The sequence below is a fragment of the Nocardia sp. NPDC046473 genome (assembly GCF_040645995.1).
GTDB lineage: Bacteria > Actinomycetota > Actinomycetes > Mycobacteriales > Mycobacteriaceae > Nocardia.
In genome coordinates, this window is the sequence record NZ_JBEYZJ010000008.1 from 39,088 (window position 1) to 63,060 (window position 23,973).

Genomic DNA, 23,973 nt, shown 5'->3' on the forward strand with positions numbered 1-23,973 from the left:
CGATGAGGTAGTTCAGTGACGGATATCGGCCGCATCGATATCGAGCAAGGTTTGGCGCAGGCGGCGATCGAATACGGTCGCCGCCTGCGCCGGTCGCAGACCTGGCTGTATGTCGACAATCCCGAGGCGGAGTTGCCCGATCACGGCTGGAAACTGCACATTTCGGCCCGTGCGACGGAGTACGAGCGCCTCGCGGTCATCGTGGTTCCGGTACTGCTGGCCGCAGGCTGCAATTTCAAGATGGCACGATCGACGCGCGTGCTCGGATCGTTGAACGAGGGCAGGAAGGCCGCGGCGTCGGTCGGTAAGGCGTGGACCGTCTACCCGGATTCCGGGCAGGTTCGGCAGTTGGGAATCCAGTTGGCCGAGTTGCTGTCCGGCGAGCAGGCGCCGCGGGTGCTCTCCGACCGCAGGGTCGCTGACGACGCGCCGGTCTACTATCGCTACGGCCCTTTCCGTCGGCAGCTGGTCGCGGGGGTGGACGGTCAACTGAACATGCGGATGACCGGGCCGGACGGCGAAAGTTTTGAGGGGCTCGCGAAATCGACTTATCGCCAGCCACCGTGGACGCGGGATCCGTTCAGGGCGACGGCTGCCGACACCTCGGGAGACAACCTGGTGGAACTTCTCGGTGGCCATTACCGCCCGCTGCAGGGTCTGCTGCAAGCGGGCCACGGAAATGTCTACCGGGGCGAGGATATTCGCACCGGCGAGCCCATCGTGGTGAAACAAGCTCGCGCATACGTCGCGGAAACAACATCCGGCGACGATGCCCGGATGCGTCTGCGCAATGAACGTTACGTGCTGGAACGCCTCACCGGAATCGACGGCATCCCGACATTCATCGATCACTTCCGGCACGGCGCGGATGAATACCTGGTCACCAGCTTCGACGGCGAATTCAATCTGGCCGAGGACGTGCCGCGCAACGGGCGCTATCGGCCGCAGGCACAGTCGGATTCGACAGGTCGGACACTCGATCGGCTCGGCGCGCGACTGGCCCGGATCCTGGTCGACATCCACGCCAGGGGATTCGTGGTCGCCGATCTGTCCCCGAAGAACATCGTCATCGAACAATCCACCGGCGAGCCGACTTTCATCGATTTCGGGCTCTGCACCAACGGCACGGTGCACATCTCCGGCGGCACCCCGGGCTACTCCTCGCATACCCAGTTGACCGGTATGCCCGCGACAGCAGCCGACGATATGCGCGCGCTGGGTATGACACTGTTGTTCGCGGCAACCGGCGCCAACCCCGTGACCACGGGCAGCGATCCCGATACCCCGCGCATCCGCGCGTTGCAGACCATCCGGGGGATATACGGTGCTGAGCAGTATCCGTCGATCCGGTGCGTCATCGGGTTATTGGATACCGACGCCGACCGTGCGCTCGCGGCGCTGCACGCGCTCAGTGCCGGGCATCCGGAACGATTCACCGATACCACCCTCTCCTCGGTAGTCACCCCGATCGCCCGACCCGACGCGGCCGCGCTCGCCGACCAGCTGCTGGACGATCTCATCGCTCGAGCAGTCGAACAGCTGGACCGGCCCGACGGGTGGCCGGAGGTGAACGCCTATCGCGGCGTGGCCGGAGTCGGCCTGGAACTGCTGCACCACCTGCATCGACCGGACGTCGTCGACTTGGTGCAACGGCTGGCGCAGTTCGCGGCGAGCGGCGCGCGGCGAACTCGGCTCGCGCCAGGGCTACTGGTCGGCTCGACCGGTATCGAGATCCTGCTCCGCCGCGTTCGCGCCGTGGGTCTCGATACCCCAACCCTGCCACCTGATTTGGTGCTGCCCTCGGCGGGCTGGCAGCCGTACGGCGACGATCTTGTTGTCGGCGCGGCCGGTGTCGGCTTCGGGCACTGCCTGCTCGCCGAGTTGTCGTCGTCCGTGCCGCACGATCGGCAACTACACCTCGACACGGCCGAGCGCTGCGCGGACCTGCTCTTCGACCACACCGACGCGGTATCGCACCATCCCGCCGAGGATCTCCCGACGGCGGCCGGGCTCGACGCTGCCGCCGGACTCGCCCACGGCCAAGCCGGGGTCATCACCTTCCTGCTGGCGCTGACCTGCGGCGGAATCATCGACGCCGATCATGCCGCGCTGCGCACCCGCATCGACGCGTTCTACCGGCAGACACGTTCGCTCATCGACCGCTCCGGGCACTCCACCGCGGTACCACTGTGCGTCTCGTGGTGCCGCGGACTGGCCGGGATCGGCGATACGCTCTTGCGGATCGCGGTGACCCGCGACGATGCCCACGCAATGGATCTCGCTGTCGCGGCGGGCAATGCGTGTGCGACCTGGATTCCGTACCTGTCGCACCGCGGCGCATGCTGTGGGATCTCCGGGGTCGGCAGCTTCCTGGTCAGCCTCGCTGAAACCAGCCACGACGATCGCTTCACCGAGGCCGCCTGGTCGGCAGCGGACCAACTGATCCTCCGCGGTGTCGCCGACGGCCCCGGCCTCGACCCCGCACAGCAGTTGGCCGATCAGCCGAATATCGTGTCGTGGTCGTCCGGGCATGCCGGGACACTGGGGTTTCTACGCCGCCTGCACACCGTGGGTGCGGCGCCGACGGTCGGGCCATTCTGAAGGAGGCGGCTACAGCGGTGTGATCGCGCGGACGACGAGCATGTGCTGTGGGCTCGGGCAGATCAGGTTGTCCCAAGGCAGCCACAGTGATTCGGTGTTGTCGGGCGGGTAGACGCGCAGGGTGTTGGTGCGCAGGGCTGCGCATTCGTTGATCTGCTTGGGGTAGGAGATGAATTCGAATTGTGCTGCCCCGCCTGGTGCGAGCGTGACCGGGGCAGGCTGGGGTGCCTGCGGGCCCTGGTCCCGAGTGGCGGGCTCGCCCACCGGATCACCGGTGGGGCCGTTGGTTTGCGAGACGCCCGGAAACCCTTGCAGGACACAGGTTCGTGAGCTGGAGTTGATGAACCTCAGGAACCAGGTCCCGCCTATCTGGCCGCCTACTCCCTTGTCCAGGCGAAGCTGAGCGGTCACGCATTTCGGGGGCGCGGTGTCGGCGGGAGTCGTCGGGTCTGCGACGGCGGTTCTGGTCGCGGGCACGGCGGTGGGCTCGGGGACGCTGCCGCCGGGCTCCGGGACACTGCCGCCGGGCTCCGGCACGTTGCCGCCGGGCACACTCGGGTGCGCTGGTTGGGTGGGCTGCTCGGATTGTGCTGAAGGCAGCGGAGTTCGGGTCGCCGGAGTGCTGGTCGTGGGCGAGTCGCAACCGCTAGCGGTGATGGCGACGCCCGCCGCGAAGCCGGCGACGAGCAGTGATTTGATCCGCATGAGATCCCCCTGGAGTTCGGTGCTGCAACCGTTCGGTATGCAAGCTGCACATCGAGGTGTGTCGGTCGCCGTTACGTCGCGTGTCGGTAAGGATTTGGGTAATCGGCGGCAAATCAACGCAGTTCGCCGTTTTGTTGCCCGAAACTTCCTGCTCCGGGCACCTTCGATCAAAGTGTTAACGCCAGGCTGCGCGGACCGTGCCCCAGAAAGTGGGGGCCGTCAGATGCGCCGAGCCGAGTAGCAGACAGCCGATTTTCAATCCATCGACCACGCTGGCTCCACAAACGATCACCCCCCGGCGCCGGGCCACTCCTCTTCGGTGACCGCGAGCCGACCGTTCACCGCGTAGGTCTGTCGCGGAGGATGGCGGTCAGTAGGGCCGCAGCTGCGGCGATGACTGCGGTGGCGGTGAACGCGGTGCCGTACGCGTGGGCGAGCTGCGAAGCTGTGGGGTGGTTGCCGGAGTCGCCGGCGGCGGTGGTGATGGCGAGCAGTCCGGCCAGCCCTAGTGCGCCGCCGATTTGCCGGGTGGTGTTGATCAGTCCGCCGGCCAGTCCGGTGTGCTCGGTGGGGACGTCGGCGGTGGCTCGTGCGGTGAGCAGAACGAACGCGATGCCTTGTCCGGTGCCGATGAGTAGTGAGGGGGCGGCGGTGTCGGTGAGGAATCGTCCGTCGACGGGGGTGCGTGCGAGCCAGGCCAGCCCGGCTGCGAGCAGTGCGAGTGCGGTGGTCAGCAGGGCGCGAGTGTTGAGGTGTCGAGCCAGTTTGGGTGTGATCGTGGAGGCTGTTGTGATCATGATCGCCAGTGGCAGTTGGGTCAGTCCGGCTTGGATCGGTGTGTAGCCGAGCACCTTCTGCTGGTAGAGCGGGAGGAAGAAGAACAGTCCAAGCCATACCGCGCCGAGCAGCGTCATGACGATGTTCGCGGCCAGTACCCCGCCGATGCGCAGGAGCGCGGGCGCGACGAGCGGCTGCGATAGCCGCCGCTGTAATCCGGCGAAGAGGATGAGCAGTACTACCGCCGCGATCAGTGGGGCGAGGACGCGAGCCGTGGTCCAGCCGTATTGCCCGCCGACCGACAGCACACCGGCGACGCCGCCGATTCCCGATACGGCGCCCCATACCCCGATGGCCCGCGCGCGGCCCGCGCCCGCCGGAAACAGTGTCAGCACCAGTGCGAGGGCGGTCGGGGCGAGCAGTGCCGCACCCACCCCCTGTCCGACTCTGGCGGCGAGCAGGACCGCGGCCGTGGGTGCGAGCCCCGCCGCGATCGAGCTGACCGTGAAAATCGCTGTGCCGGTGAGAAATATGCTCGGTGACAACATGGTCGATTCGGCGGGCAAGTTCAGCAAAGGCATGCGTGACGCAGCAGACAAAATGGACAACATGGACGGTCGGCAACCATGATCGATGCCGAGCATGAGGCATTGGTGTCGTGGGGATCGGTTGCCGGTTCCCCGGGCAGGTGCACGATGTCGAGGACTTCTGGCGGCTGCTGCGCGGGATCTTCCACGCCGCCATGGTGATCGCGGACGGTGCGCTGGCGAGCAGTTCCTGCGGACCGTGCGGCCGAAGGCCGACGGCGCCTGGCACCTGCACCAGCACACCCGCGACCTGGACGCCTTCGTCCTGTTTTCGTCGATAAGCTGGAACGTCGGCACCCCGGGCGCGGCGAATTACGCTGCGGCCAACGGGTTTCTAGAGGCACTCGCGCTCCATCGCCACGGCATGCAGGGCCTACGCGCCGAACTGCTCGGGCTACCCGCGGGTGAGCGCGAGCCACGGTTGACAACGGCATTGGCGCAACAGATCTCGCGGATCTTCGCCATGCCTGTCGACCGGCTGGCCCACGACGTCGGCCTGACCGATCTCGGGATGGACTCACTGCTGGCCGGGCAGATTCGTATCATGCTGGCCAAGCACCTGGAGATCGACTTCCCGACCATGGGCTTGATGCGTGGCCCGACGATCGCGGAACTCGCCGCTGCGGCGCTCGCCCGGATGCTCGGCGAAACATCCGGAACCGCAACGGCTTCGGCGCCGCGGGGGTGATCGAAAGGGTGGGGCTAGCGGGTCGGCTCGAGGAGTTCGGCCAGCCGGACGGTGTCGCGCAGGTAGCGGTCGTACGGAAAGCCGGCCGCGAGCAAGGCGTTGCGGAGTTCGTCCTGGAGCGGCTTACCGCTGGTGTGGAAGGCGTTGCGGCCGGCTTCGGTGGTGCTGACCAGTCGCCGTCGTCCGTGCTCGGGGTCGGGGTTGACCTGGATGAGTCCGGCTGCTTCCAATGGGCGCAGGGCCCGGCTGATCGCCGGGTCGGACACCGAAAGCGCTTGCGCCAGCTGGTGCTGGGTCATCGGCTCGCTCTCTTCCACCGTGCCGAGCAGCCGCATCTGGCTGTAACTCAACCCGCCCGAGCCTTCCACGCGCCGCCTGGTGGCCTCACCGAGCAAAAACACCACGCGATGCAACAAGTCACCCAGTCCATCATCCATGGTGCGAGCGTACCAGAATCTTGTCCAGTTAATATTAACCGCACAACGCTCGATGGCGCCGACCCGCCGGTCTGCCGCGCGTGTCCAGCACGCCGCCCGCGACTGGCTCACCAAACTCCACCTGGTCGCCACCAGCGCCGGCATCACCACCGTTCCCGCGACGCTACTGCCCGCAATCCCCTCCGGCATGCGCTTGATCGCCCTCGACGGCGTCCCCGAGGAGCGCCGCCGCGTCAACCTGGCCCGCCTGCCGGGCCCCACCGCACCGGCGACGGACGCCCTGGTACACACCCTTCGCCAACAAGCCGCGGACCTCGCCGAATAACCCGCCCGACCATCCAGGGGATCCAGTGCCGGGACATCCGCAGCCGACAGCAGTAGCGATCGGCAACCGCGATGATCAAGTACGAGCGAGGCCGAACTTTGTCGTGAGCTGCTTGTATTTTGATCCATGTACGCGGGACACTGGGCTGTTCGGGCCACGACGAGAGGGGCAGGCGTGAGTGACGACCAACAACTGACGATGGATCTCGGCGTCGAACGGACCGCGTGGGGTAGATGGGTCGACCTCGACCGCCGTGAAGCGCAAGCCCAGAAGTTCATGGACCGCACGGGCATTCGTGAGATTCCTCCGGAGCCATGGCCGGAAGACTCGGCAGAGATCGAACGACTCAACCCGATCGTTGCGGAGCTGTTCCCTGATATGGCTACGGCCATGGTTCCCGAGAACGCTGACATGGCCGACGCCTTCATCTGCTTTATGGGTGAGTGTTACATCCGATTCGCGGGCGCACGGTGGGTCGAGTGGGAGTGGGTGGATGGTGAAGAAACCTTGTACGAGAGCGTCAATCCGGCATTGGAATGTGACACCTATGACGAGGACGAAATATCTGCGTGGGCGTTGATCAATGACATGGTCAATTATTCGCGAGGTAGTTACGACGGAATGTTTTCTTACGCGGCGGCGGCATTGCGTGATTACGCCGCCGATCATGAGGAAAAGCGTAGCGCAGTTATCTAGCATGTCACGTGACGATTCGTCGCCTGGGTCGTCGCTTCGGAATGTTACGCACACCGGGGGGTGCGGTCGGCTATGTCAGACGGATACGACAGAGACCGTGACGGCTTCGATAGTAACCAACGCGGCAGGATATTCGAGAACGGTAGCTACGAGTATTTCCGCGATCGAAAATACGGTTACGTACAACAGTCGGAAAAATTCCGTGCTGCCGGTGTCAAGATTCGATTCGACAAGTTAAGTAAAGACTCGGGCCGGGTGCGGAGCATCGAAGAGAAGTCCGGCCAGATGAAAGGACCGAAGGACGAGAAGCAACTAGAGGTCGTATACGAGCTGATCAGGACAGGCAAGATCGACCACCACACCTTGCGCACGGTCGAGCGTGAGCTTATTTCCGACCGATGTCTGGAGCTGATAGACAAAATACGCCGGGATTTCCCCGACAAGTTCACCCATCTCGAAATATCGAGGACCGAAGCACGTGAGATTTGGGCTAAAGGCCTCGCCATCGAGCGAGGTCTAGGCCAGCAGCTCGAATTAGACCAGGTCCGTGAGAAGGCGCGAGATGGCAAGGTCAAGGCGCTGGAGAATCGCCGGGAGAAAATCGCGCTGCTGGCGAAGGCTCGTGCTGCGGCCGAGCGACTGCGGAAAATGCAACTCTTCCGACAAGGCGCGGCGCGTGGCAGAGCAGAAGCACCGGCGCGACTCCGGTATGAGCGGGCACAAGCCGCGGAGCTTGCGAAAGCCCGTGAGCAAGAAGCACGGGAAAAACCCGCTCGTGAGCTGGCAGACAAGAAAGCTGCGCTTGCGAAAGCGCTCGAGAATCAAGCCCGGCGGATCAACAAAGCATGGGAGAAAGGCCAGGCGGTCGACCTCGCCCAGGTTCGTGAAGCACACACCGACCTGAGTAAGGGGTTGAAAGAGATCCGAGAGGCCGAGCGTGCACAGGCTCTCCAAATGCTCACGGCCACTGGTTACACCAAACAGCAGGCGCAGACCATGCAAGCGATGCTGGAGCAGGAGCGTGAACGTCAACGCCGAGACGTCGTGCTCGGCATCAACACCCTCGGTGTGATTGTCGAGCGTGCGGACAAAGCAGCACCCGCGAAGGAAACGGGTCGGGAGCCCACCGATGCCGAACGCCAACAGGCCGAACGGGAAAAGGCCCAGCGCGAACGCACCGAAGAATTGCAGCGGCTGTACCGAGAAGGTCAAGCGCGCCCGCCGCAAGCCGCGGTACGAGAGCCGCCCGAGCACGCGCCTCCAGTCCAAGGCCGGGGGAGAGACGGCCAGGGGATCACCCGGGGGCCAGAACGCACCCGTTGATGTCGCTCCAACAACGAAGGGGGACACCGCCGTGAACAAGCCGTGCTCGGTTGGTCTGCGGAGCGTTGCCCGTGGATCGGTCCGCCGTCGCCTAGCCTGAGATGTTCCATCCCGAACGGACGGTATCCGCTGCCGCGATCGCCACGGCGGGACCCGAGTGGCGGCGGATCGTGAACTCGAGGAGGTTGTGTCCTTGTGGCTGTGCTGACTCCGCGCGAACGTCCGAGGCGTTGGTCGCTCGACGACATTGTCGTCACCGATCCGCCGATCATCCGTCGGGCGATCGGCGCGGCGAGCATCGGCAACATCACCGAGTGGTACGACTTCGGCGTCTACGCCTATTTCGAGCCGACCATCAAGGAGGTGTTCTTCTCCCATCTGGGCGATACCGCGGGCACGGTCGCCACGTTCGGCCTGTTCGCGGTGGCGTTCCTGGTCCGCCCGTTCGGCGGCATGTTCTTCGGCCCGCTGGCCGACCGCATCGGCCGCAACCGGGTGCTGGCCACCACGATGATCCTGATGGCACTCGGCACCTTCGCCATCGGCTGCATCCCGGATCAGAACTCGATCGGCATCTGGGCGCCCATGCTGCTGCTGTGCGCACGGTTGTTGCAGGGCTTCTCCACCGGCGGTGAATACGGCAACGCGATGACCTTCATCGCCGAGTACGCGCCGGACCGGCGGCGCGGGTTCCTCGGCAGCTGGCTGGAATTCGGCACTTTCACCGGTTATCTGCTCGGCGCGCTGATCGTCACCCTCGCCGACGCCACCCTGAGCCATGACCAGTTGCTGGCGTGGGGCTGGCGGTTGCCGTTCTTCGTCGCGTTGCCGCTCGGTCTCGTGGGCGTCTACCTGCGCATGCGGTTGGCCGACACCCCCGCGTTCGCCGCTCTGGAGCAGGAGTCCGAGGAGCGCGAGAAGTCGAACAAGACCGGTGACGAGGCCAAGATCCTGGCGAAGCTGTGGCCCTACGTCCTGGTCTGCATGGGTCTGGTCGTCGTATGGAACGTCCCCAACTACATGCTGACGTCCTACATGCCGACCTATGTCACCTCGACGGTGCCCGACGCGACCGGCGGTGGGGTGGCCTCGTCGACCTCGCAGTGGTTGCAGATCGCGGTGATGGTCGTCGCGCTGCTGACCATTCCGGTGATCGGTCTGATCTCCGATCGGGTCGGCCGTAAACCGATCATCTGGACCGGTATCGCGGCGCTGATCGTGCTGGCGTTCCCGATGGTGCTGCTCGTCCGCACAACCAATGCGTTCGCCGTCTTCGCGGGCCTGCTGATGATGGGGCTGACGCTGATCTGTTTCAGCGCGACGATGCCATCCACCTTGCCTTCGCTGTTCCCGACGAAGGTGCGTGGCGCGGGGCTGTCGGTGGCGTTCAACGTCGCGGTGTCGCTGTTCGCGGGCACCACCTCGGTGGTGGTCGGCGCACTCGTCGGCGTGACCGGCGATTTGAACTGGCCCGCTTACTATTTGATCATCGCGGGCGTGGTGGGCGCGGTGTCGGTCTACTTCCTGCAGGAACCCAACGGCAAGCATATGTGGGGTTCGGCGCCCGCCGCGCAGTCCGAGGAGGAGGCGGCGGAGTTCGTCGGGTCGCAGCCGCCTTCGTAGCGAAATCCCTTTCAGCGCAAGGGATTTCTTGTCAGCGATGTGACCCCACGAGGCCTGTTGCCCGGGGATCGAGTCGGCGTGATGGGACCCGCTGCCATGCTGCTGCGTGCCCCCTGGGCAGACTGGGTGACGTTGCTGGATTTCGGGTGAGGATGGCGGAATGGCTGAGGCGGATGGCGCGCTCGACGCGCTGATCGATACCGTGGATTTCGTGGAGGTCTCGACGGACGGGCGAATCCGCAGGATCGTCGGGTTCTTCGGCGGGTTGCGGAGTATCTAGCGCCAGGGCGGTAACCGGTGTGCCGATTGATCCGAGTCGGGTCCGGGGGGTCGATTGATGTTGCGTGCGTGAGCGATATCATCGAAGTAGGCGCGGTGCGAGGTGCGAGGGTGCGGGACGGCGCTACCGCTGGTGGCCTTTCCAACATCGGAGTTGAAAGCTTATGACCGCAGAACCGAAACGGATCGCTGTCGAATCGAGCGTCGCCGACCGAGGTCCGACGGCGTTGCGGATCGCGGTCGGCGGCCAATTGCGCAGGCTGCGTGAAGGATGCGGCATCACGCCGCAAGCCGCGGGTGATCACATCCGTGGCTCGGCCGCCAAGATCAGTCGGCTCGAGCTGGGCCGCACCGGATTCAAAGAACGCGACATCGTGGATCTGCTCGACCTGTACGGAGTTACCGATACCGATCAGCGAGAGATGTTCGTGGATCTTGCGCTCAAGGCCAACGAGCCGGGTTGGTGGCATCACTACAACGACTTGCTGCCGCAGTGGTTCGAGACCTATGTCGGGCTGGAAGGCGCGGCACGGATGATCAGAACCTATGAGGGCCAACTGGTTCCGGGTCTGCTGCAGACCGGGGACTACGCTACCGCCGTGGTCGAGATGGGTCAGGGGCGCAACGAGCCCGAGCGGCGGGTGGAATTGCGGACCAAGCGTCAGGAAATCCTGGATGTGCCTGGCGGGCCGATACTTTGGGCAGTGTTGGACGAGGCCGTGCTGCACCGGCCGGTCGGCGGCACGACGGTGCAGCGCGAGCAGATCGAGCATCTCGTGGAGATGTCGGCCAAGTCCAGCGTGACGATCCAAGTGCTGTCCTACCGGTCCGGTGCCAGCGCCGCCGCGGGTAGTTCGTTCACCATGCTGCGTTTCGCTGAGCGAGACCTGCCCGACATCATCTACTTGGAACAGTTGACCACCGCGCTGTATCTGGACCGCCGCGAGGACGTCCGCCTCTACCGTGAGGTCATGGATCGGCTCGCGACCCAGGCGGAAACACCGGAGCGGTCCCGGGCACTGATGATCGCCGCCGCAGCCGCGCTGTGAGTGACACGGCTGTCCACCGCTGGTGAACAGCTCGGCCTGTCGTTCCGGATCGTTGCTGGGGAGCAGGATTCGATCACCAGTCCTCGGTAATTGGCAGGCTTAGGTATCGCTAACCTATGCTCATGCCTCATGAGCTCGGTGGACACGAAGCGTGCGGCGCCACAGCGGCACCGTATTGCGGTGCTGCTGTTCGGGTTTGCCGCTTTGCTGCTGTGCATTGTGCTCAGCCTGGCACTGGGCGCCCGATCGGTGGCTCCGGGAACCGTTGTCGAGGCGCTGTTCGGCGGTGGTCAGGGCCGCGACGCCATGGTGATCACCGGGATGCGGCTGCCTCGCACGTTGGTCGGGCTTGCGGTTGGCGCGGCGCTCGGACTCGCGGGCGCGGTCGTCCAGGGAATCACCCGCAACCCACTTGCTTCGCCGACCACGCTCGGCATCAATGCGGGTGCCGGATTCGCCGTGGTCACCGCGATTTACGCGCTGCACCTGACGCGTCCGGTCGAGTACGTCTGGTTCGCGTTCGCCGGCGCGGCGGCCGCCGCGCTGTTCAGCCTGGCCCTCGGACGCCGGGCCGGCGACCTGGATCCGATCCGGCTTGTGCTCGGCGGCACCGTGTTGCACCTGGTGCTCGTCTCGTGGACATCGTCAGTGCTGCTGTTCAGCGAGCGCACGCTCGACGAGGCCCGTTTCTGGTTGGCCGGTTCGATCGCCGAGCGCAACCTGAACGTGCTGACGCCGATGCTGCCCACCCTCGTGATCGGCGCGGTCGTCGGCTTCGCGATCGCCCCCGCGCTGAACACGCTCGCGCTGGGCGACGACTCCGCGCAAGCACTCGGTATGCCGGTGGCCCGTATCCGGCTGGCCGGAATGGTTGCGGTGGTGTTGCTCGCCGGTTCGGCGGTCGCGGTCGCCGGACCGATCGCGTTCATCGGCCTGGCCGCGCCACACATGGTCCGATTGGTGCTCGGCAACGACAACCGGCTGCTGATTCCCGGCTGCCTGATCGCCGGTCCGCTGTTGCTGCTGAGTGCCGACATCGTGGGTCGCCTCGTCGCCCGGCCGTCGGAGGTGGAGGTCGGGATCGTCACCGCCTTCCTCGGCGCGCCGTTGCTGGCCATCCTCGCCCGCCGCAAGGAGGTGCGATGACGAACCAAGTGTTGTCCGGCACCGTGATTCGGACGGCCCGCAGCGGTTCGACCGCGCTGGCTCGACAGCGGCGACGGGTCTTGCTGATCGGGGTGCTGTGCGCCGCAGCCTTGGCGGTTCTCACGACGATCGCCCTCACGACCGGCGAAGTGGCGATGTCCGCCCCGACGGCGCTACGGGCCGTGATCGGCCTGGGCGACCAAGGCGACGTCTACATCGTTCAGGAATTCCGGGCCCCACGCGTAGTCGCCGGGCTGATCGCCGGTGCGGGCCTGGCCACCGCGGGCGCGGTGCTGCAGCGACTGTTTCGTAACCCGCTGGCCTCGCCGGATGTCATGGGTGTCACCGGCGGCGCCTCCTTCGGTTCGGTACTTGTGCTCGCCCTCGGTGCCAGTCAGACGCTCATCCCGCTCGGCGCGCTCGGCGGCGGCATGCTCGCCGCAGTTCTGCTCGGCACGCTCGGCTGGCGGTCCGGATTGTCGGTCACCCGCCTGGTGCTGGTCGGGCTTGCCGTCCAGGCGGGTCTGGCCGCCGCGGTGAACCTGATGGTGGTGCGCTTCCCCAGGGAACTCGCCGGACAGGCGATGCAGTGGACCACCGGCTCGCTCTACGGGCGGACCTGGCCGGAGGTCGAGGGGGCCGCGATCGCCAGCGCGCTCGTGCTGGTGGTGCTGTTCTTGCGCTACCGCACACTGGAAGTCCTTGACCTGGGCGATGATTCGGCAGGCACCCTCGGTATTTCGGTCTCCGGCGCCCGGTTGACGCTGCTGCTCACCACGGTGGCGCTCGCCGCCCTCGCCGCCGCCTTGACCGGGCCGGTTTCCTTTGTGGCCCTTGCGGTTCCACACCTTGTCCGGCTGCTCGCCGGTCGGCCGACCGTGGGCACCATGGCGGTCACCGGGCTGGCCGGCGCGACGCTGCTGGTGGGTTGTGACTTGATCGTGCAGCATGTGCTGCCGATCAATGGCCTGCCGGTCGGCGTCGTGACCGCCACGGTCGGCGCGCCCTGGTTGCTGATCCTGATGCTGCGGGAAAGCAGCCCCGTTCAACGGAGAACCGCATGACCGACAGTCGCGCAGCTTACGACGTTCGACCGGACCTGCCCGGCGATCAGACTGGTCGCGAGAGTGCCGATGGCGCAGCAACTCCCGAAGTGTCGAACGAATTGCGTACGCACAAACTGGATTTGCGCTACGGCGACCGCGTCGTCATCGAAGACCTCGAGCTGGTGCTGCCCGGCAATTCGATCACCGCGATCGTCGGTCCGAACGCCTGCGGCAAATCGACCCTGCTGCGCGGGCTGACCAGGCTGCTGCGTCCCGCGTCCGGCACGGTCACCCTCGACGGCGCCGACATCCATCGCATGTCGGCCCGGGCATTGGCGCTGCGGTTGGGATTGCTGCCGCAGCAGCCGATCACCCCGGAGGCGATCACCGTCGAGGCGTTGGTGCGGCTCGGCCGCCACCCGCATCAGCGACTGCTGCGTCCCTGGTCGGCCGCGGATCAGGCGGCCGTCGAGGATGCGCTGCGCCGTACCGGCACCGCCGACCTGCGTGATCAACACGTCGACCAGCTTTCCGGCGGTCAGCGGCAACGCGCCTGGATCGCGCTGGCGCTGGCCCAGGACACCGACCTGCTGCTGCTCGACGAGCCGACCACCTTCCTCGACCTGCGCCACCAGCTCGACGTGCTCGATCTGGTCGCCGACCTGCACACCGAGGCGGGCCGCACCGTGGTCATGGTGCTGCACGATCTCGGGCAGGCCGCCCGCTATGCCGACCACCTGGTGGTGCTGCACGAGGGGCGGCTGGCGGCGGCGGGCGCACCCGCCGACGTGCTCGACGCGGATTTGGTACGCACCGTATTCGAGGTCGACTGCCGAGTGATTCCCGATCCGGAGACCGGTACCCCGCTGGTGGTGCCGAGGAGCCGAGCCGTCCGACATACGTCCGCTGCCACCCCAGTTACCGACAACACCGCCGTTCGCAACTGACCGGCCTTACCCATACAGCGTCACCGAAGACGTTGCGCCACACCAATAAGAGACGAGGAACAGCCATGTCGACCCAACGATTCCAGATGGGTGTATTCGGCCGCATAGGCGTCGCGCTTGTCGCCGCAGCGATGGGTGTGTCCGCGCTGGCAGCCTGCGGTAGCGATGCGGCCAAGCCGGAGAGCGCCGTGTCGGCGGCCGACTCGGCCAGCTTCCCGCGCACCCTCGACACCCCGATGGGCGCGGTGACGATCCCGCACGCGCCCAAGCGGGTGGTGGTGCTCGACACCGCCGAACTCGACTCGGTCACGCTGCTCGGCATCAAACCGGTCGGCGCCGTCGCCCCGCACACCAAGTCCAGCGGCGGTTTCCCGGGGTACCTCGCGGACAAGGTCGGCGCGGCGACCGACGTCGGCCCGCTGCTGGAGCCGAACCTGGAGCGGATCGCCTCGCTCAAGCCCGATCTGATCCTGTCGTCGAAGGTCCGGCACGAGAAGATCTACAGCAAGCTCAGCGGTATCGCCCCGACCGTGTTCACCGAAACCACCGGTGGCCCTTGGAAAGCGAACCTGGCCGTGCACGGCAAGGCGCTGGGTCTGGAACAGCAGGCCGCCGACGCGCTGAAGCAGTACGAGGATCGGGCGAAGGCCCTCGGCACGGCCATCGGGGCGAAGAACAACGGCGTGCTGCCGGTCGCCTCGGTGGTCCGGTTCATGGCAGGCCCGACCCGGCTCTACCAGAGCACGTCCTTCAGCGGCGTGGTGCTCGGCGACATCGGCCTGCCCCGACCGGCCTCGCAGGTCTCCACCGATCCGCAGAAGACGATGAAGGACATCAGCCCGGAACAGATCGATCAAGCCGACGCCGACCTGATCTTCATTGCCACCGTTGAGGATCCGAGCAAGACGCAGAAGGGCGCGGTGACCACCAGCCCGGTCTGGCACGACCTGCGTGCGGTGAAAAACGGCAAGGCCATCGAGGTGCCGGACGAGACCTGGATGTCCGGCATCGGCGTCCAGGCCGCGGACAAGATGCTCGCGGATGTCGCCAAGGCGACGGGGGTGGAGCTGAAGTAGCCGAGGCAGCGCGGTCCTTGGATCGGGACTTGCAATCGGTACCTGGGTACAGGCTTACCTTGGGTTCATGACGATCAACGTTGCTTCCGCGGGCTGGGTATCCAGTGCATGCACGCTGCCTACCGCTGAGCGTCCGGTGCGGGTAGCTGAGTTCGACGAGTTCTTCGCCAGCTCCGTGCATCACATCGAACGTGCGCAGCCCACGAGGCTCGATGCGCGGCTTGTCGCGGACGTCGAACCGGTCGCTCGTGACCTGGCGGCACGTGAGGTCGGGTGCTGTTCGTTCTTCACCTTTACTTTTGAGACCGACGCTACCGGCGTGGTGATGCATATCGATGTTCCTGCCGCGTATGTCGATGTCCTCGACGCGCTGCAGGCGCGGGTCGGTGCCGCGGCGGATCCGAGCCCACGGTGAGTGCCGGTCTGCGCTCCGGCGAAGTCGCGGCAGCGGCCGGGGTGAATATACAGACGCTGCGTTATTACGAGCGTCGTGGTCTGCTGGTCGAGCCGGGGCGCTCACTGGGTGGGCATCGTCTCTACCCGGAACAGGCCGTGGCACTGCTGCGCGTCATCAAGGCAGCGCAACGCGTCGGATTCACCCTGGACGAGATCGCCGACCTGCTCGACGTGGCGCGGGCCCACGGCCGACGCCCCGAGGCCGGACTACATGCCCGCGCCACCACTAAACTCGCCGAAGTCGACGCGAAACTCGCTGAGCTCAGCGCGGTTCGGGACACCCTGCGCGCGGCTCTGACTGCCGGATGCGACGATCTGCTCGAATGTAGCGAAAGCCCGTGCTGCCCACTGCCATTCGAAGGGACTTCTAGATCCACAACGATCGGCGGAGACGGCGCTGGCGAAGCCGTTCGTGGGCGCGACACCACCGAGACGCGCTGACGCTCCTGCGGTTGGCGCAAGTGGGTACATCCTCCCGATCGCGGTCCTCCTTCCTCGTGGCGCAGCGGTCGCCAGCCGACATCAGCCAGCGGGATGAGGTGAACCTCCGTAGGGACCGGCAACCTGCCGAGACGGCGCACGCGCAGTCCGTTGCGCTGGCGTGAGCCGTGTCTCCAACCTCGTAAAGGTTGCGTCAGGGTCGTTTCGCGCGGGGTTTGTTGCGCTCTACCGTGGCGAATCAGGGCATAGGTGTGAGCGTGGAGGTCTGGTTGTATCACCAATACTCGATGGCGGCGCTGGAGCTGCGCGGGCGCACGGTTCAGCGCAGTGTTCGACACGGTGTTCCGGGTCTGGTTCGGGCGGTGTCGACAGAAACGCCGGAGGCCGTCGCGGCATCGGACGGTTGCGGTGAGCTGACATATCGGGAACTGGAGTTGCGATCGGATCGCGTCGCACGGCTGCTCCGGGCAACCGCGCCACCTGCGCGGCCGGTCGCGATCGCGGTGCCGCGGGGCCGGGCCCTGCTCGTCGCGATGCTCGGTGTGCTGAAGGCGGGGCTGCCCTACCTACTGGTCGATCCGAGTGCTTCCTCGGCGCGGATGCGGCAGTTCACCGACATCGCCGATTGTGAGGTGGCGTTGGTGACCGGGGCCGGGCGCGAGTTGGTCGTCGAGTGCGGGTTGCGTGCGGTGGACATGCCGCGAGAATCCGACACGGAGGAGTTCGACGCGCTGTCGGAAGCCTCGGCCGATCAAGCGGCGTACGTACTGTTCACTGCGGGATCGACCGGGGCGCCCAAGGGTGTGGTGGTGTGCGGTCTGGCGCTGTGCAACCGCCTGGAATGGATGCGCGACACCTATGGCGTCGGCGCCGGTGATCGAATCCTGCAGAAGACTCCGGTTACCGCCGACGTGTCCGGCTGGGAACTGTTGCTGCCGCTGATCGCCGGTGCTCGATGCGTCTTCCTCGCCTCGGAGGAACATCGCGACCCGGTGTCGGTCGCCCAGGCCATCGTCCGGCACCAGATCACCATCTGTCATTTCGTGCCGACCATGCTGCGGGAATTCCTACGCTGGCCGGACGCGGCCCGGTGCACTTCGCTACGGCACGTGTTCTGCAGCGGTGAGCCGCTGCCGGTTCCGGTGGCACGGGAATTCGTGGCGAAACTGCCTGCGGCGCTGCACAATCTGTACGGTCCGGCCGAAGCCGCGCTCGACGTGACCGCATGGACCTGTCCGGACCGGCCGGAGGACATCCGTCAGGTGTATATCGGCCGTCCGATCGATAATTGCGTGCTGAGTGTTCTCGGCGAGGACGGCAGTCCGGTGCGTCCCGGTGACGAGGGTGAGCTGCACATCGGCGGTGTCCCGTTGGCGATGGGGTATTTGAACCGGCCCGATCTCACCATGCGGGTGTTCGTCACGGCCCCTGAAGGCTCGTCGGTACCCAGGCTCTATCGCACCGGTGACCGGGTACGGCTGGTCGACGGCGAGCTGGAGTACCTGGGCCGCGTCGATGACCAGGTGACGATCGACGGCGAGCGAATCGAACCGGGAGAGATCGAACGCCATCTGCTCGCGGATCCCGAAGTCGCCGCCGCAGTGGTGGTTTCGGTCGACGTCGACGACGAGACCACCATGGTCGCCTGGATCCAGCCTGCCGATCCCGAGTGTGCGCCGGAGGGTCTGTTCCGGCGGCTGCGCGCCACCCTCGGCGAGCAGCTGTCTCCGTCGTCGGTACCGAGCCGTTTCGTGCGCACACGCCGAATTCCATTGACCTGCAATGGAAAACAGGACCGCGCCCAGCTACGTCGCCGCGCGATCGAGCAAGTGCGCGCGCGCCCGGCGTGCCAACGCAAACACCGCGGTTATGTGTTGCCGGAGAACTTTTTCCGGAGCGCGGCCAGCTGAGCGTCGGTGACCAGCGAACCGCTGACGGGCTCGGCCTGTCCGGACGATGACTGCAGCCTGCTCTCGGCGGAATAGACCGTCCGGCCGCCGTTGCCGGCGTCAGCCATCATCTTCGCCATCTGGGCGGTGTGCATCTCGTGACGGCGCTCCGCTTCGGCGTAGCGGCTCTCCCACTCTTCGCGCTCCTCATCGAAGCCTTCGCGCCACTCGTTGGTGACGGGATCGACGCCCTCGGGACAGAGGTAGTTGCCCTGATCATCGTAGCTGTCGGCCATACCGTACTTCGACGGGTCGAACTCGGCGTGGTAATCCCGGTTCGCCTGCTTCAGCGACAGCCAGAACCGCCGACTGTCGAAATCGATGGTGATGACCTCGACCATCACATCGTCACCGACCGCGACGACCTGGTTGGGATCGGAGACATGGCGCTCGGCCAACTCGGAGATGTGCATCAGGCCGGTGACGTCCTCGACGGACACGAACGCTCCGAACGGAACCAGCTTGGTGACCTTGCCCGGCACGACCTGACCGATCGCGTGGGTGCGGGCGAACCGACGCCACGAATCTTCCTGAGTCGCCTTGAGCGACAGCGAAACCCGCTCGCGATCCAGATCGACAGCGAGAACTTCGACGGTGATCTTCTGACCGACCTCGACAACCTCCGACGGTTCGTCGATGTGCTTCCACGACAGCTCCGAGATGTGCACCAGACCGTCCCAGCCGCCCAGATCGACGAATGCGCCGTAGTCGGTGAGCGAGGTGACCACACCCTCGAGGACCTGGCCCTGCCGCAGCTCGTACAGGAACTTCGGACACGTCTCGGCCTGGGTTTGCTCCCACTGCGCACGCGGCGGCACGCCCACGGTGCTGTGGTTCTCGTCCGGTTCGATCAGCTCGCCAGCCCGTTTGGCTGACTTGTAAACGCTGGCAAGGGAGTTGCGGGAGGCCACCGTGGCGGGGTGGTCGGTGCCGAGGATGCGCTGGCGATCGGCGAGATTCCGCTCGAACTGCATTACTGCCTCGGCGAGTCGTTTCGTTGACTTGTAGGCGTAGCCGAGGGAGTTGCGGGACGCCAGGGTGGCGGGGTGGTCGGTGCCGAGGACACGTTCGCGATCGGCGAGATTCCGCTCGAACAGCGTTACTGCCTCGGTCAGTCGTTTCGCTGACTTGTAGGCGTAGCCGAGGGAGTTGCGGGACGCCAGCGTATCGGGGTGGTCGGTGCCGAGGATGCGCTCGCGATCGGCGAGATTCTGCTCGAACAGCGATACCGCCTCGGTGAGTCGTTTCGCTGACTTGTAGGTGTTGGCGAGGTTGTGGCGGGAGGAGAGGGTGTCGGGGTGGTCGGTGCCGAGGATGCGTTCGCGATCGGTGAGGTTCTGTTCGTGCAGTGCGATGGCTTCACTGACCCGGCCCGCTAACTGGTAGGCGAAGGCGAGGTTGTGGCGGGAGGCCAGGGTGGCGGGGTGGTCGGTGCCGAGGACACGTTCGCGATCGGTGAGGTTCTGTTCGTGCAGTGCGATGGCTTCACTGACCCGGCCCGCCAATTGGTAGGCGAAGGCGAGGTTGTGGCGAGAGGCCAGGGTGGCGGGGTGGTCAGGGCCGAGGACACGTTCGCGATCAGTGCGGTTCTGTTCGTGCAGTGCGATGGCCTCACCGATCCGGCCAGCCAGTTGGTAGGCGAGGGCGAGGTTGTGGCGGGAGGTCAGCGTGGCGGGGTGGTCGGGGCCGAGGACACGTTGGCGATCGGTGAGGTTCTGTTCGTGCAGTGCGATCGTTTCGGCCAGTCGTCCCGCCAACTGATAGGCGTCGGCAAGGCTGTGCCGGGAGGTCAGGGCATCAGGGTGGTCGGTGCCGAGGACACGTTCGCGATCGGTGAGGTTCTGTTCGTGCAGTGCGATCGCCTCGGTCAACCGTCCCGCCGACCTGTAGGCGTCAGCGAGGTTGTGGCGGGAGGTCAGCGTATCGGGGTGATCGGCGCCGAGGGTGCGTTGGTGGTCTGCGTGGGTGGACTGGGCGAGTTTGATGGCGCGAGTGAAGTCGGTGGCGAAGGTCAGCTGGCGGGTCGCCCAGCGTCGGGATGCCAGGAGCCTGGGCTGAATTTCGTGGATGACCTGTTCGGACAGGCCGCTGTCGACCAAGGTTTCGATGTGATCGACGAGCCGGGCGCCTTCCTCACGACGCTGGAAGGCCTCGGCCTCATCGAACAGAAACGGTTCGATGACTGCCACTGCGGCGGCTGCCTCGGTGGTGCTCTGTAATGCGTGGGCGCGTTCCCGCAGCACCCTGGCCAGCAACCGGTGCATGACCACCACGTCTTCGGTGGCCGACCACGTCAGCAATGATCCCTCCACACACCGCTGCACCGCCGCACCCAACCGGCCGCCATGGTCCGGCAGCATCGCGTAGTCGACACCGTCGGGCGCCAGCATCGCCATCACCCCCAACAGCCACACCACGACCGCGTCGAGTTCCGTATCCCCGGTGGGGGTTTCAGCGGTTTGGATCGACAACAGCAGCGCCTGATCCACCGCCAATGGGTGATCGCTTCCTCGGCTCCGCGGCAACGCCATGGGTAGCGGCTGCGCGGCCAGCAGTTGCCGATAACTGGCATAGGCCAACCGGCGACCGACGATGGTGGCCGCTGCCGCCGACAACGCCAACGGCAGATCTCCCAGATCCACCGCGACCAGCGCGGCACCCACCGGATCGTCCAGTGTGGTTGCTTCGCCCAGGAAACGTACCGACTCCGGGCGGCCGAAACCTTCACCGGCATCGATAATCTCGCCGAGCTGGGAGAACGCGCGGTCCGTGCTGGTCACCACCACACGCGTCTGGTCACCGGTCGGCAGCAGAGTGTCGACGAAGTCGGGGTCGGTGGCGTTATCGAGCACCAGCAACGCCGGCTCCGACCGCTCGGACAGATGATTGCGCAGCCGCTCGGCCGACACTGCGGAATCGCCGTCGGGGTCGGCGACACCGACCCGCGCGGCGATCTCGGACAGGCCTGCGTACAACGTGTCCCGGCTTTCGGCGTTGACCCATCCCACCAATCCCACACCCGCGGCGATGGCGTTGCGGGCGTAAGCGGCGGCGACCTGGGTTTTACCCGCGCCGCGCATCCCGGTCACCACGACCGCCACCTGCGCGTCCGCCATTACCTCCCGTAACTGTGTTACTTGGGCGCGGGCGATGAAATGCTTCGCCGCCCGCGGGATCCGCCCCACCACGACACGTCCCAGCTCGGTGCCACGCTGGATGATGAGTTGGACGTTGTTGATGTCGCGGCCTGCGCTGAGGGCGGTGTTGTTGTCGCCGGAAACCTCTGTCTGCTGGGCAAGCTGAGGCGGCAGGTCCGAGTCCTCGGTGGGTACGGGATCGTTCACGACGTGTGCCTTCGCGAGTTCAGCTGGTCGACAGCGCCGACGGAAGGTGCGTATTCGATACCCAGAACACAGCGATCGGAAATACCGTCGCCGATGCGTTTTTCGGCACGCATCGTTGTCGATCTGACGTATCGATCACTCTCTTGGTGATCGCTACTGAAAACCGAACTCTCGGAATGTTCAGCGTGCGCGGTGCGCCGGTGTCAGAGGCGTTGCTACTCAGCCCTTCCCTGATCAAAGCGTTGCCGATCGGTACGGAAATCGGATTCATCACTACCATCCCACGGCGCTCTCCTTTGAGCTACTCAGCCTAGTGCCTCCCACCGGAATCATGAATAGAAAGACATCTCGAATCGCTACCGTATCGGCCTTCTCCTTGCTCGAGGAATGTCGGTCGTTGGACCGACATTCCTCGAGACGGTTTATCGTTATGCTGCACCAAAGATTTCGCTCTCTTGATTCGAGGTAGGTTCGTGGACGAGATTGTGATGGCCGCTGGAACTGCATTGGCGGCAGCGGCGACCACCGACGGGTGGGCGATGATCAAGGCCGCGGTAGTGGGATGGTGGCAACGGATCCACCCCGAGGAAGCAGCGCAGATCGGCACCGATCTCGAGCAGCTGCGCTCCGAAGTCGCCGAGGCACAAGCGAATAACGACACCGCGACGCAGGACGCCCTGGTCGCGGAGTGGCGGCTGCGACTCAGGCGGCTGGTCAACAGCAACCCCGAGGTGCACTCCGAGCTGCGACGGCTACTCGAGGACGAGATCACGCCGGCGCTCAACGCGCAGGATCAGCAGCACGTGCGGTCGTTGGTGCAGCACACTCGCGTCATCGGCTCCAACAACACCACCTCCGTCGCCGGCCGCGACATCCACCACTACGGAGGTCCGGCGACACCCTCGGCTTCTTGAGGGCGACCGATCGCCCCTTCTGAACGGGTCTTGTTCGCTCGCAATCGAACTCGATGACGACCTGGTAGGTCGGTTCAATAGTGCCGAGCGGGCTGTCGCTGCTGGCCGCGCCGCACCGGCCAGGGCTGGCGTCTGCGTGGAAGAGGTTGGGCTGCACAGCATTCCGGCAGAATCAGGAGGATTTTAACCCTCGCATCGTGAGTTACCGGCGGGTAATCATGTCTTGGACGGATCGATGGGGTCATCGATCCGTCCAAGACATGCCGGGCTCGACTGACCTGCGGCGCGCATCTATTGGGTGTAGGGGGATTGAATTGGTTGTGCGGCAGGAATCCGGGAGCGTTGTATCCGCGGCCGTCGGAAGCCGATCTGTGGTGTTGACCGCGTGTAGCGCGGTCGCCGCGGCGCAAATGGCCACCACTATCTATCTTCCGAGTATGCCCGCACTGGGCGCCGATATCGGGGCCAGCGACTCGACGCTGCAGGTGTCGGTGGCGGTCTTCGTAGTGTTCGCCGCGCTGCCGGTGGTCGCCTGGGGCCGGGCCGCGGAACGGTTCGGGCGGGTGCCCGCGTTCGTGGCGGCCGGACTATGCTTCATCCTCGCCAGCGCGGGCCTTGCGCTGATCACGAACGCGCCGGAACTGCTCGGCCTGCGGGTGGTGCAGGCGATCGGCGCGGGCGGTATCGCCGTCGTCGCGCGGATGATGATCAAGGACCTGTTCTCGGGTGCTGAACTCGCGCGGCAACTTTCGCTGTTGTCTATGGCGTTCGTCGTCGCGCTCGGCGGCGGGCAGGTGGTCGGCGGCGTCATCACCTCGACGGTCGGGTGGCGGTACGGATTCGTGGCGCTGGCCGTCCTCGCCGCGGTGCCCGTCGCGCTCGCCCTGCGCATTTCGCTGCCGCGGCCGGAGTCGAAGTCCCCGGCCAAGGGCACGGTGCGCAGGTTGATCAAAGATCGGGTCTTCGTCGCCAGCGCGGTCGCCGGCGGTATCGGGTTCGCCATCATCGTCATGATCCAGCAGAAGTCGGCGTTCATCTTCGCGGACCGGTTCTCGTTGCAGCCGTGGGTATTCGGCCTCTTCGGCGTCCTGTACGGCGCGGCATACCTGGCCGGTGCGACCTACGTGCGGCGCACCGTCCGGCGCCTCGGTGCGCGCACCATGATGCGACAGGGCGCGTGGATCATGCTGGCCGGCTGCGTGCTCATCACCCTTGTCTGGGTGTTCGATCCGCACCGGGCGATCGCACTTTCGATCTTTCTGGCCGGCTACGTCGCGACCACCTTCGGGCAGGCGACGTTGTTCCCCAACAGCGCCGCGCACGCGGTCAGCCATCTCGTCTCCGGCGCCGCGATCGCGGTCACCTGGTGCGCGCTGATCCAGCAGGGCCTGGCGGGTGTCGCCTCGCTGGCCGGACCATCGCTGACCGGGTTGATCGCCTGGTCCATCGCCATCACCGTGCTCGCCGCAGTGAACGTAGTCGTTGTCGCGGCGCCGGAAAAGCCCGCCACTGCTTCCTGAGTCATCTACAGCCTGATTCATCGATCGACGCGAACGCCAATAAA

General features: G+C 65.8%; 20 protein-coding genes and 2 pseudogenes. 16 read left to right on the top strand and 6 right to left on the bottom strand.

Annotated elements, in window-relative coordinates:
• The first annotated feature begins 15 nt into the window (after window positions 1-15).
• Entirely contained in the window at window positions 16-2,601 is a 2,586-nt protein-coding gene (locus tag ABZ942_RS27825; RefSeq protein WP_357386953.1) for a lanthionine synthetase LanC family protein, read from the top strand.
• Window positions 2,602-2,610: 9 nt separating this feature from the next.
• Here the strand turns inward: ABZ942_RS27825 and ABZ942_RS27830 are convergent, their stop codons facing one another.
• A complete protein-coding gene (locus tag ABZ942_RS27830) occupies window positions 2,611-3,306 on the bottom strand; it encodes a DUF4232 domain-containing protein (protein ID WP_357386955.1) in 696 nt (231 codons plus the stop codon).
• A gap of 338 nt (window positions 3,307-3,644) precedes the next feature.
• Complete coding sequence (locus ABZ942_RS27835) at window positions 3,645-4,664, bottom strand: MFS transporter (RefSeq protein ID WP_357386957.1); 1,020 nt, start codon at window positions 4,662-4,664, stop codon at window positions 3,645-3,647.
• Between the two features lie 205 nt (window positions 4,665-4,869).
• Here ABZ942_RS27835 and ABZ942_RS27840 point away from each other — a divergent pair, with 205 nt between their 5' ends.
• A complete protein-coding gene (locus ABZ942_RS27840) occupies window positions 4,870-5,358 on the top strand; it encodes a beta-ketoacyl reductase (protein WP_357386959.1) in 489 nt (162 codons plus the stop codon).
• Between the two features lie 14 nt (window positions 5,359-5,372).
• Here ABZ942_RS27840 and ABZ942_RS27845 read toward each other — a convergent pair whose 3' ends face one another.
• Window positions 5,373-5,795, bottom strand: a complete 423-nt coding sequence (locus tag ABZ942_RS27845) for a MarR family transcriptional regulator (RefSeq protein WP_357386961.1) — start codon at window positions 5,793-5,795, stop codon at window positions 5,373-5,375.
• Between the two features lie 52 nt (window positions 5,796-5,847).
• Here ABZ942_RS27845 and ABZ942_RS27850 point away from each other — a divergent pair, with 52 nt between their 5' ends.
• From ABZ942_RS27850 to ABZ942_RS27905, 12 genes are all read left to right on the top strand, one after another.
• Entirely contained in the window at window positions 5,848-6,120 is a 273-nt protein-coding gene (locus tag ABZ942_RS27850) for a hypothetical protein (protein ID WP_357386963.1), read from the top strand.
• 174 nt (window positions 6,121-6,294) lie between these two features.
• Window positions 6,295-6,816, top strand: a complete 522-nt coding sequence (locus ABZ942_RS27855; protein WP_357386965.1) for a hypothetical protein — start codon at window positions 6,295-6,297, stop codon at window positions 6,814-6,816.
• 72 nt (window positions 6,817-6,888) lie between these two features.
• Window positions 6,889-8,139, top strand: coding sequence for a hypothetical protein (locus tag ABZ942_RS27860; RefSeq protein ID WP_357386967.1), 1,251 nt, complete (start codon window positions 6,889-6,891; stop codon window positions 8,137-8,139).
• A gap of 195 nt (window positions 8,140-8,334) precedes the next feature.
• A complete protein-coding gene (locus ABZ942_RS27865; protein WP_357386970.1) occupies window positions 8,335-9,762 on the top strand; it encodes an MFS transporter in 1,428 nt (475 codons plus the stop codon).
• A 443-nt stretch (window positions 9,763-10,205) separates the two neighbouring features.
• Window positions 10,206-11,090, top strand: a complete 885-nt coding sequence (locus tag ABZ942_RS27870; RefSeq protein WP_357386972.1) for a helix-turn-helix transcriptional regulator — start codon at window positions 10,206-10,208, stop codon at window positions 11,088-11,090.
• A 129-nt stretch (window positions 11,091-11,219) separates the two neighbouring features.
• Entirely contained in the window at window positions 11,220-12,236 is a 1,017-nt protein-coding gene (locus ABZ942_RS27875; protein ID WP_357386974.1) for an iron ABC transporter permease, read from the top strand.
• Entirely contained in the window at window positions 12,233-13,300 is a 1,068-nt protein-coding gene (locus tag ABZ942_RS27880; protein ID WP_357386976.1) for an iron ABC transporter permease, read from the top strand. Before ABZ942_RS27875 ends, ABZ942_RS27880 begins: the two co-directional genes overlap by 4 nt.
• Window positions 13,297-14,229: an ABC transporter ATP-binding protein gene (locus ABZ942_RS27885; RefSeq protein WP_357386978.1), complete on the top strand. Its 933-nt coding sequence runs from the start codon at window positions 13,297-13,299 to the stop codon at window positions 14,227-14,229. The genes ABZ942_RS27880 and ABZ942_RS27885 overlap by 4 nt, the downstream gene beginning before the upstream one ends.
• A gap of 65 nt (window positions 14,230-14,294) precedes the next feature.
• Entirely contained in the window at window positions 14,295-15,305 is a 1,011-nt protein-coding gene (locus ABZ942_RS27890) for an iron-siderophore ABC transporter substrate-binding protein (protein WP_357386980.1), read from the top strand.
• Between the two features lie 67 nt (window positions 15,306-15,372).
• Window positions 15,373-15,720 (top strand): hypothetical protein, encoded by a 348-nt coding sequence (locus tag ABZ942_RS27895; protein WP_357386982.1) that lies wholly within the window; start codon window positions 15,373-15,375, stop codon window positions 15,718-15,720.
• Complete coding sequence (locus tag ABZ942_RS27900; protein ID WP_357386984.1) at window positions 15,717-16,202, top strand: MerR family transcriptional regulator; 486 nt, start codon at window positions 15,717-15,719, stop codon at window positions 16,200-16,202. The genes ABZ942_RS27895 and ABZ942_RS27900 overlap by 4 nt, the downstream gene beginning before the upstream one ends.
• Before the next feature lie 257 nt (window positions 16,203-16,459).
• Window positions 16,460-18,112 (top strand): amino acid adenylation domain-containing protein, encoded by a 1,653-nt coding sequence (locus ABZ942_RS27905; RefSeq protein ID WP_357386986.1) that lies wholly within the window; start codon window positions 16,460-16,462, stop codon window positions 18,110-18,112.
• On the opposite strand, the pseudogene ABZ942_RS27910 reads toward ABZ942_RS27905, so the two are convergent.
• The 3 genes and pseudogenes from ABZ942_RS27910 to ABZ942_RS27920 all read right to left on the bottom strand — a co-directional run.
• Window positions 18,070-19,008: pseudogene (locus ABZ942_RS27910) on the bottom strand (S1 RNA-binding domain-containing protein); the annotation flags it as partial. The gene ABZ942_RS27905 and the pseudogene ABZ942_RS27910 overlap by 43 nt on opposite strands.
• Before the next feature lie 72 nt (window positions 19,009-19,080).
• Window positions 19,081-21,267: pseudogene (locus ABZ942_RS27915) on the bottom strand (tetratricopeptide repeat protein); the annotation flags it as partial.
• 247 nt (window positions 21,268-21,514) lie between these two features.
• Window positions 21,515-21,775, bottom strand: coding sequence for a hypothetical protein (locus ABZ942_RS27920; RefSeq protein ID WP_357386988.1), 261 nt, complete (start codon window positions 21,773-21,775; stop codon window positions 21,515-21,517).
• Window positions 21,776-21,968: 193 nt separating this feature from the next.
• Between ABZ942_RS27920 and ABZ942_RS27925 the strand changes: the two genes are divergently transcribed.
• Together ABZ942_RS27925 and ABZ942_RS27930 are read left to right on the top strand one after the other, a co-directional pair.
• Window positions 21,969-22,409, top strand: a complete 441-nt coding sequence (locus tag ABZ942_RS27925) for a hypothetical protein (protein WP_357386990.1) — start codon at window positions 21,969-21,971, stop codon at window positions 22,407-22,409.
• A gap of 260 nt (window positions 22,410-22,669) precedes the next feature.
• Window positions 22,670-23,929 (top strand): MFS transporter, encoded by a 1,260-nt coding sequence (locus ABZ942_RS27930; protein WP_357386992.1) that lies wholly within the window; start codon window positions 22,670-22,672, stop codon window positions 23,927-23,929.
• The last annotated feature ends 44 nt before the right edge of the window (window positions 23,930-23,973 follow it).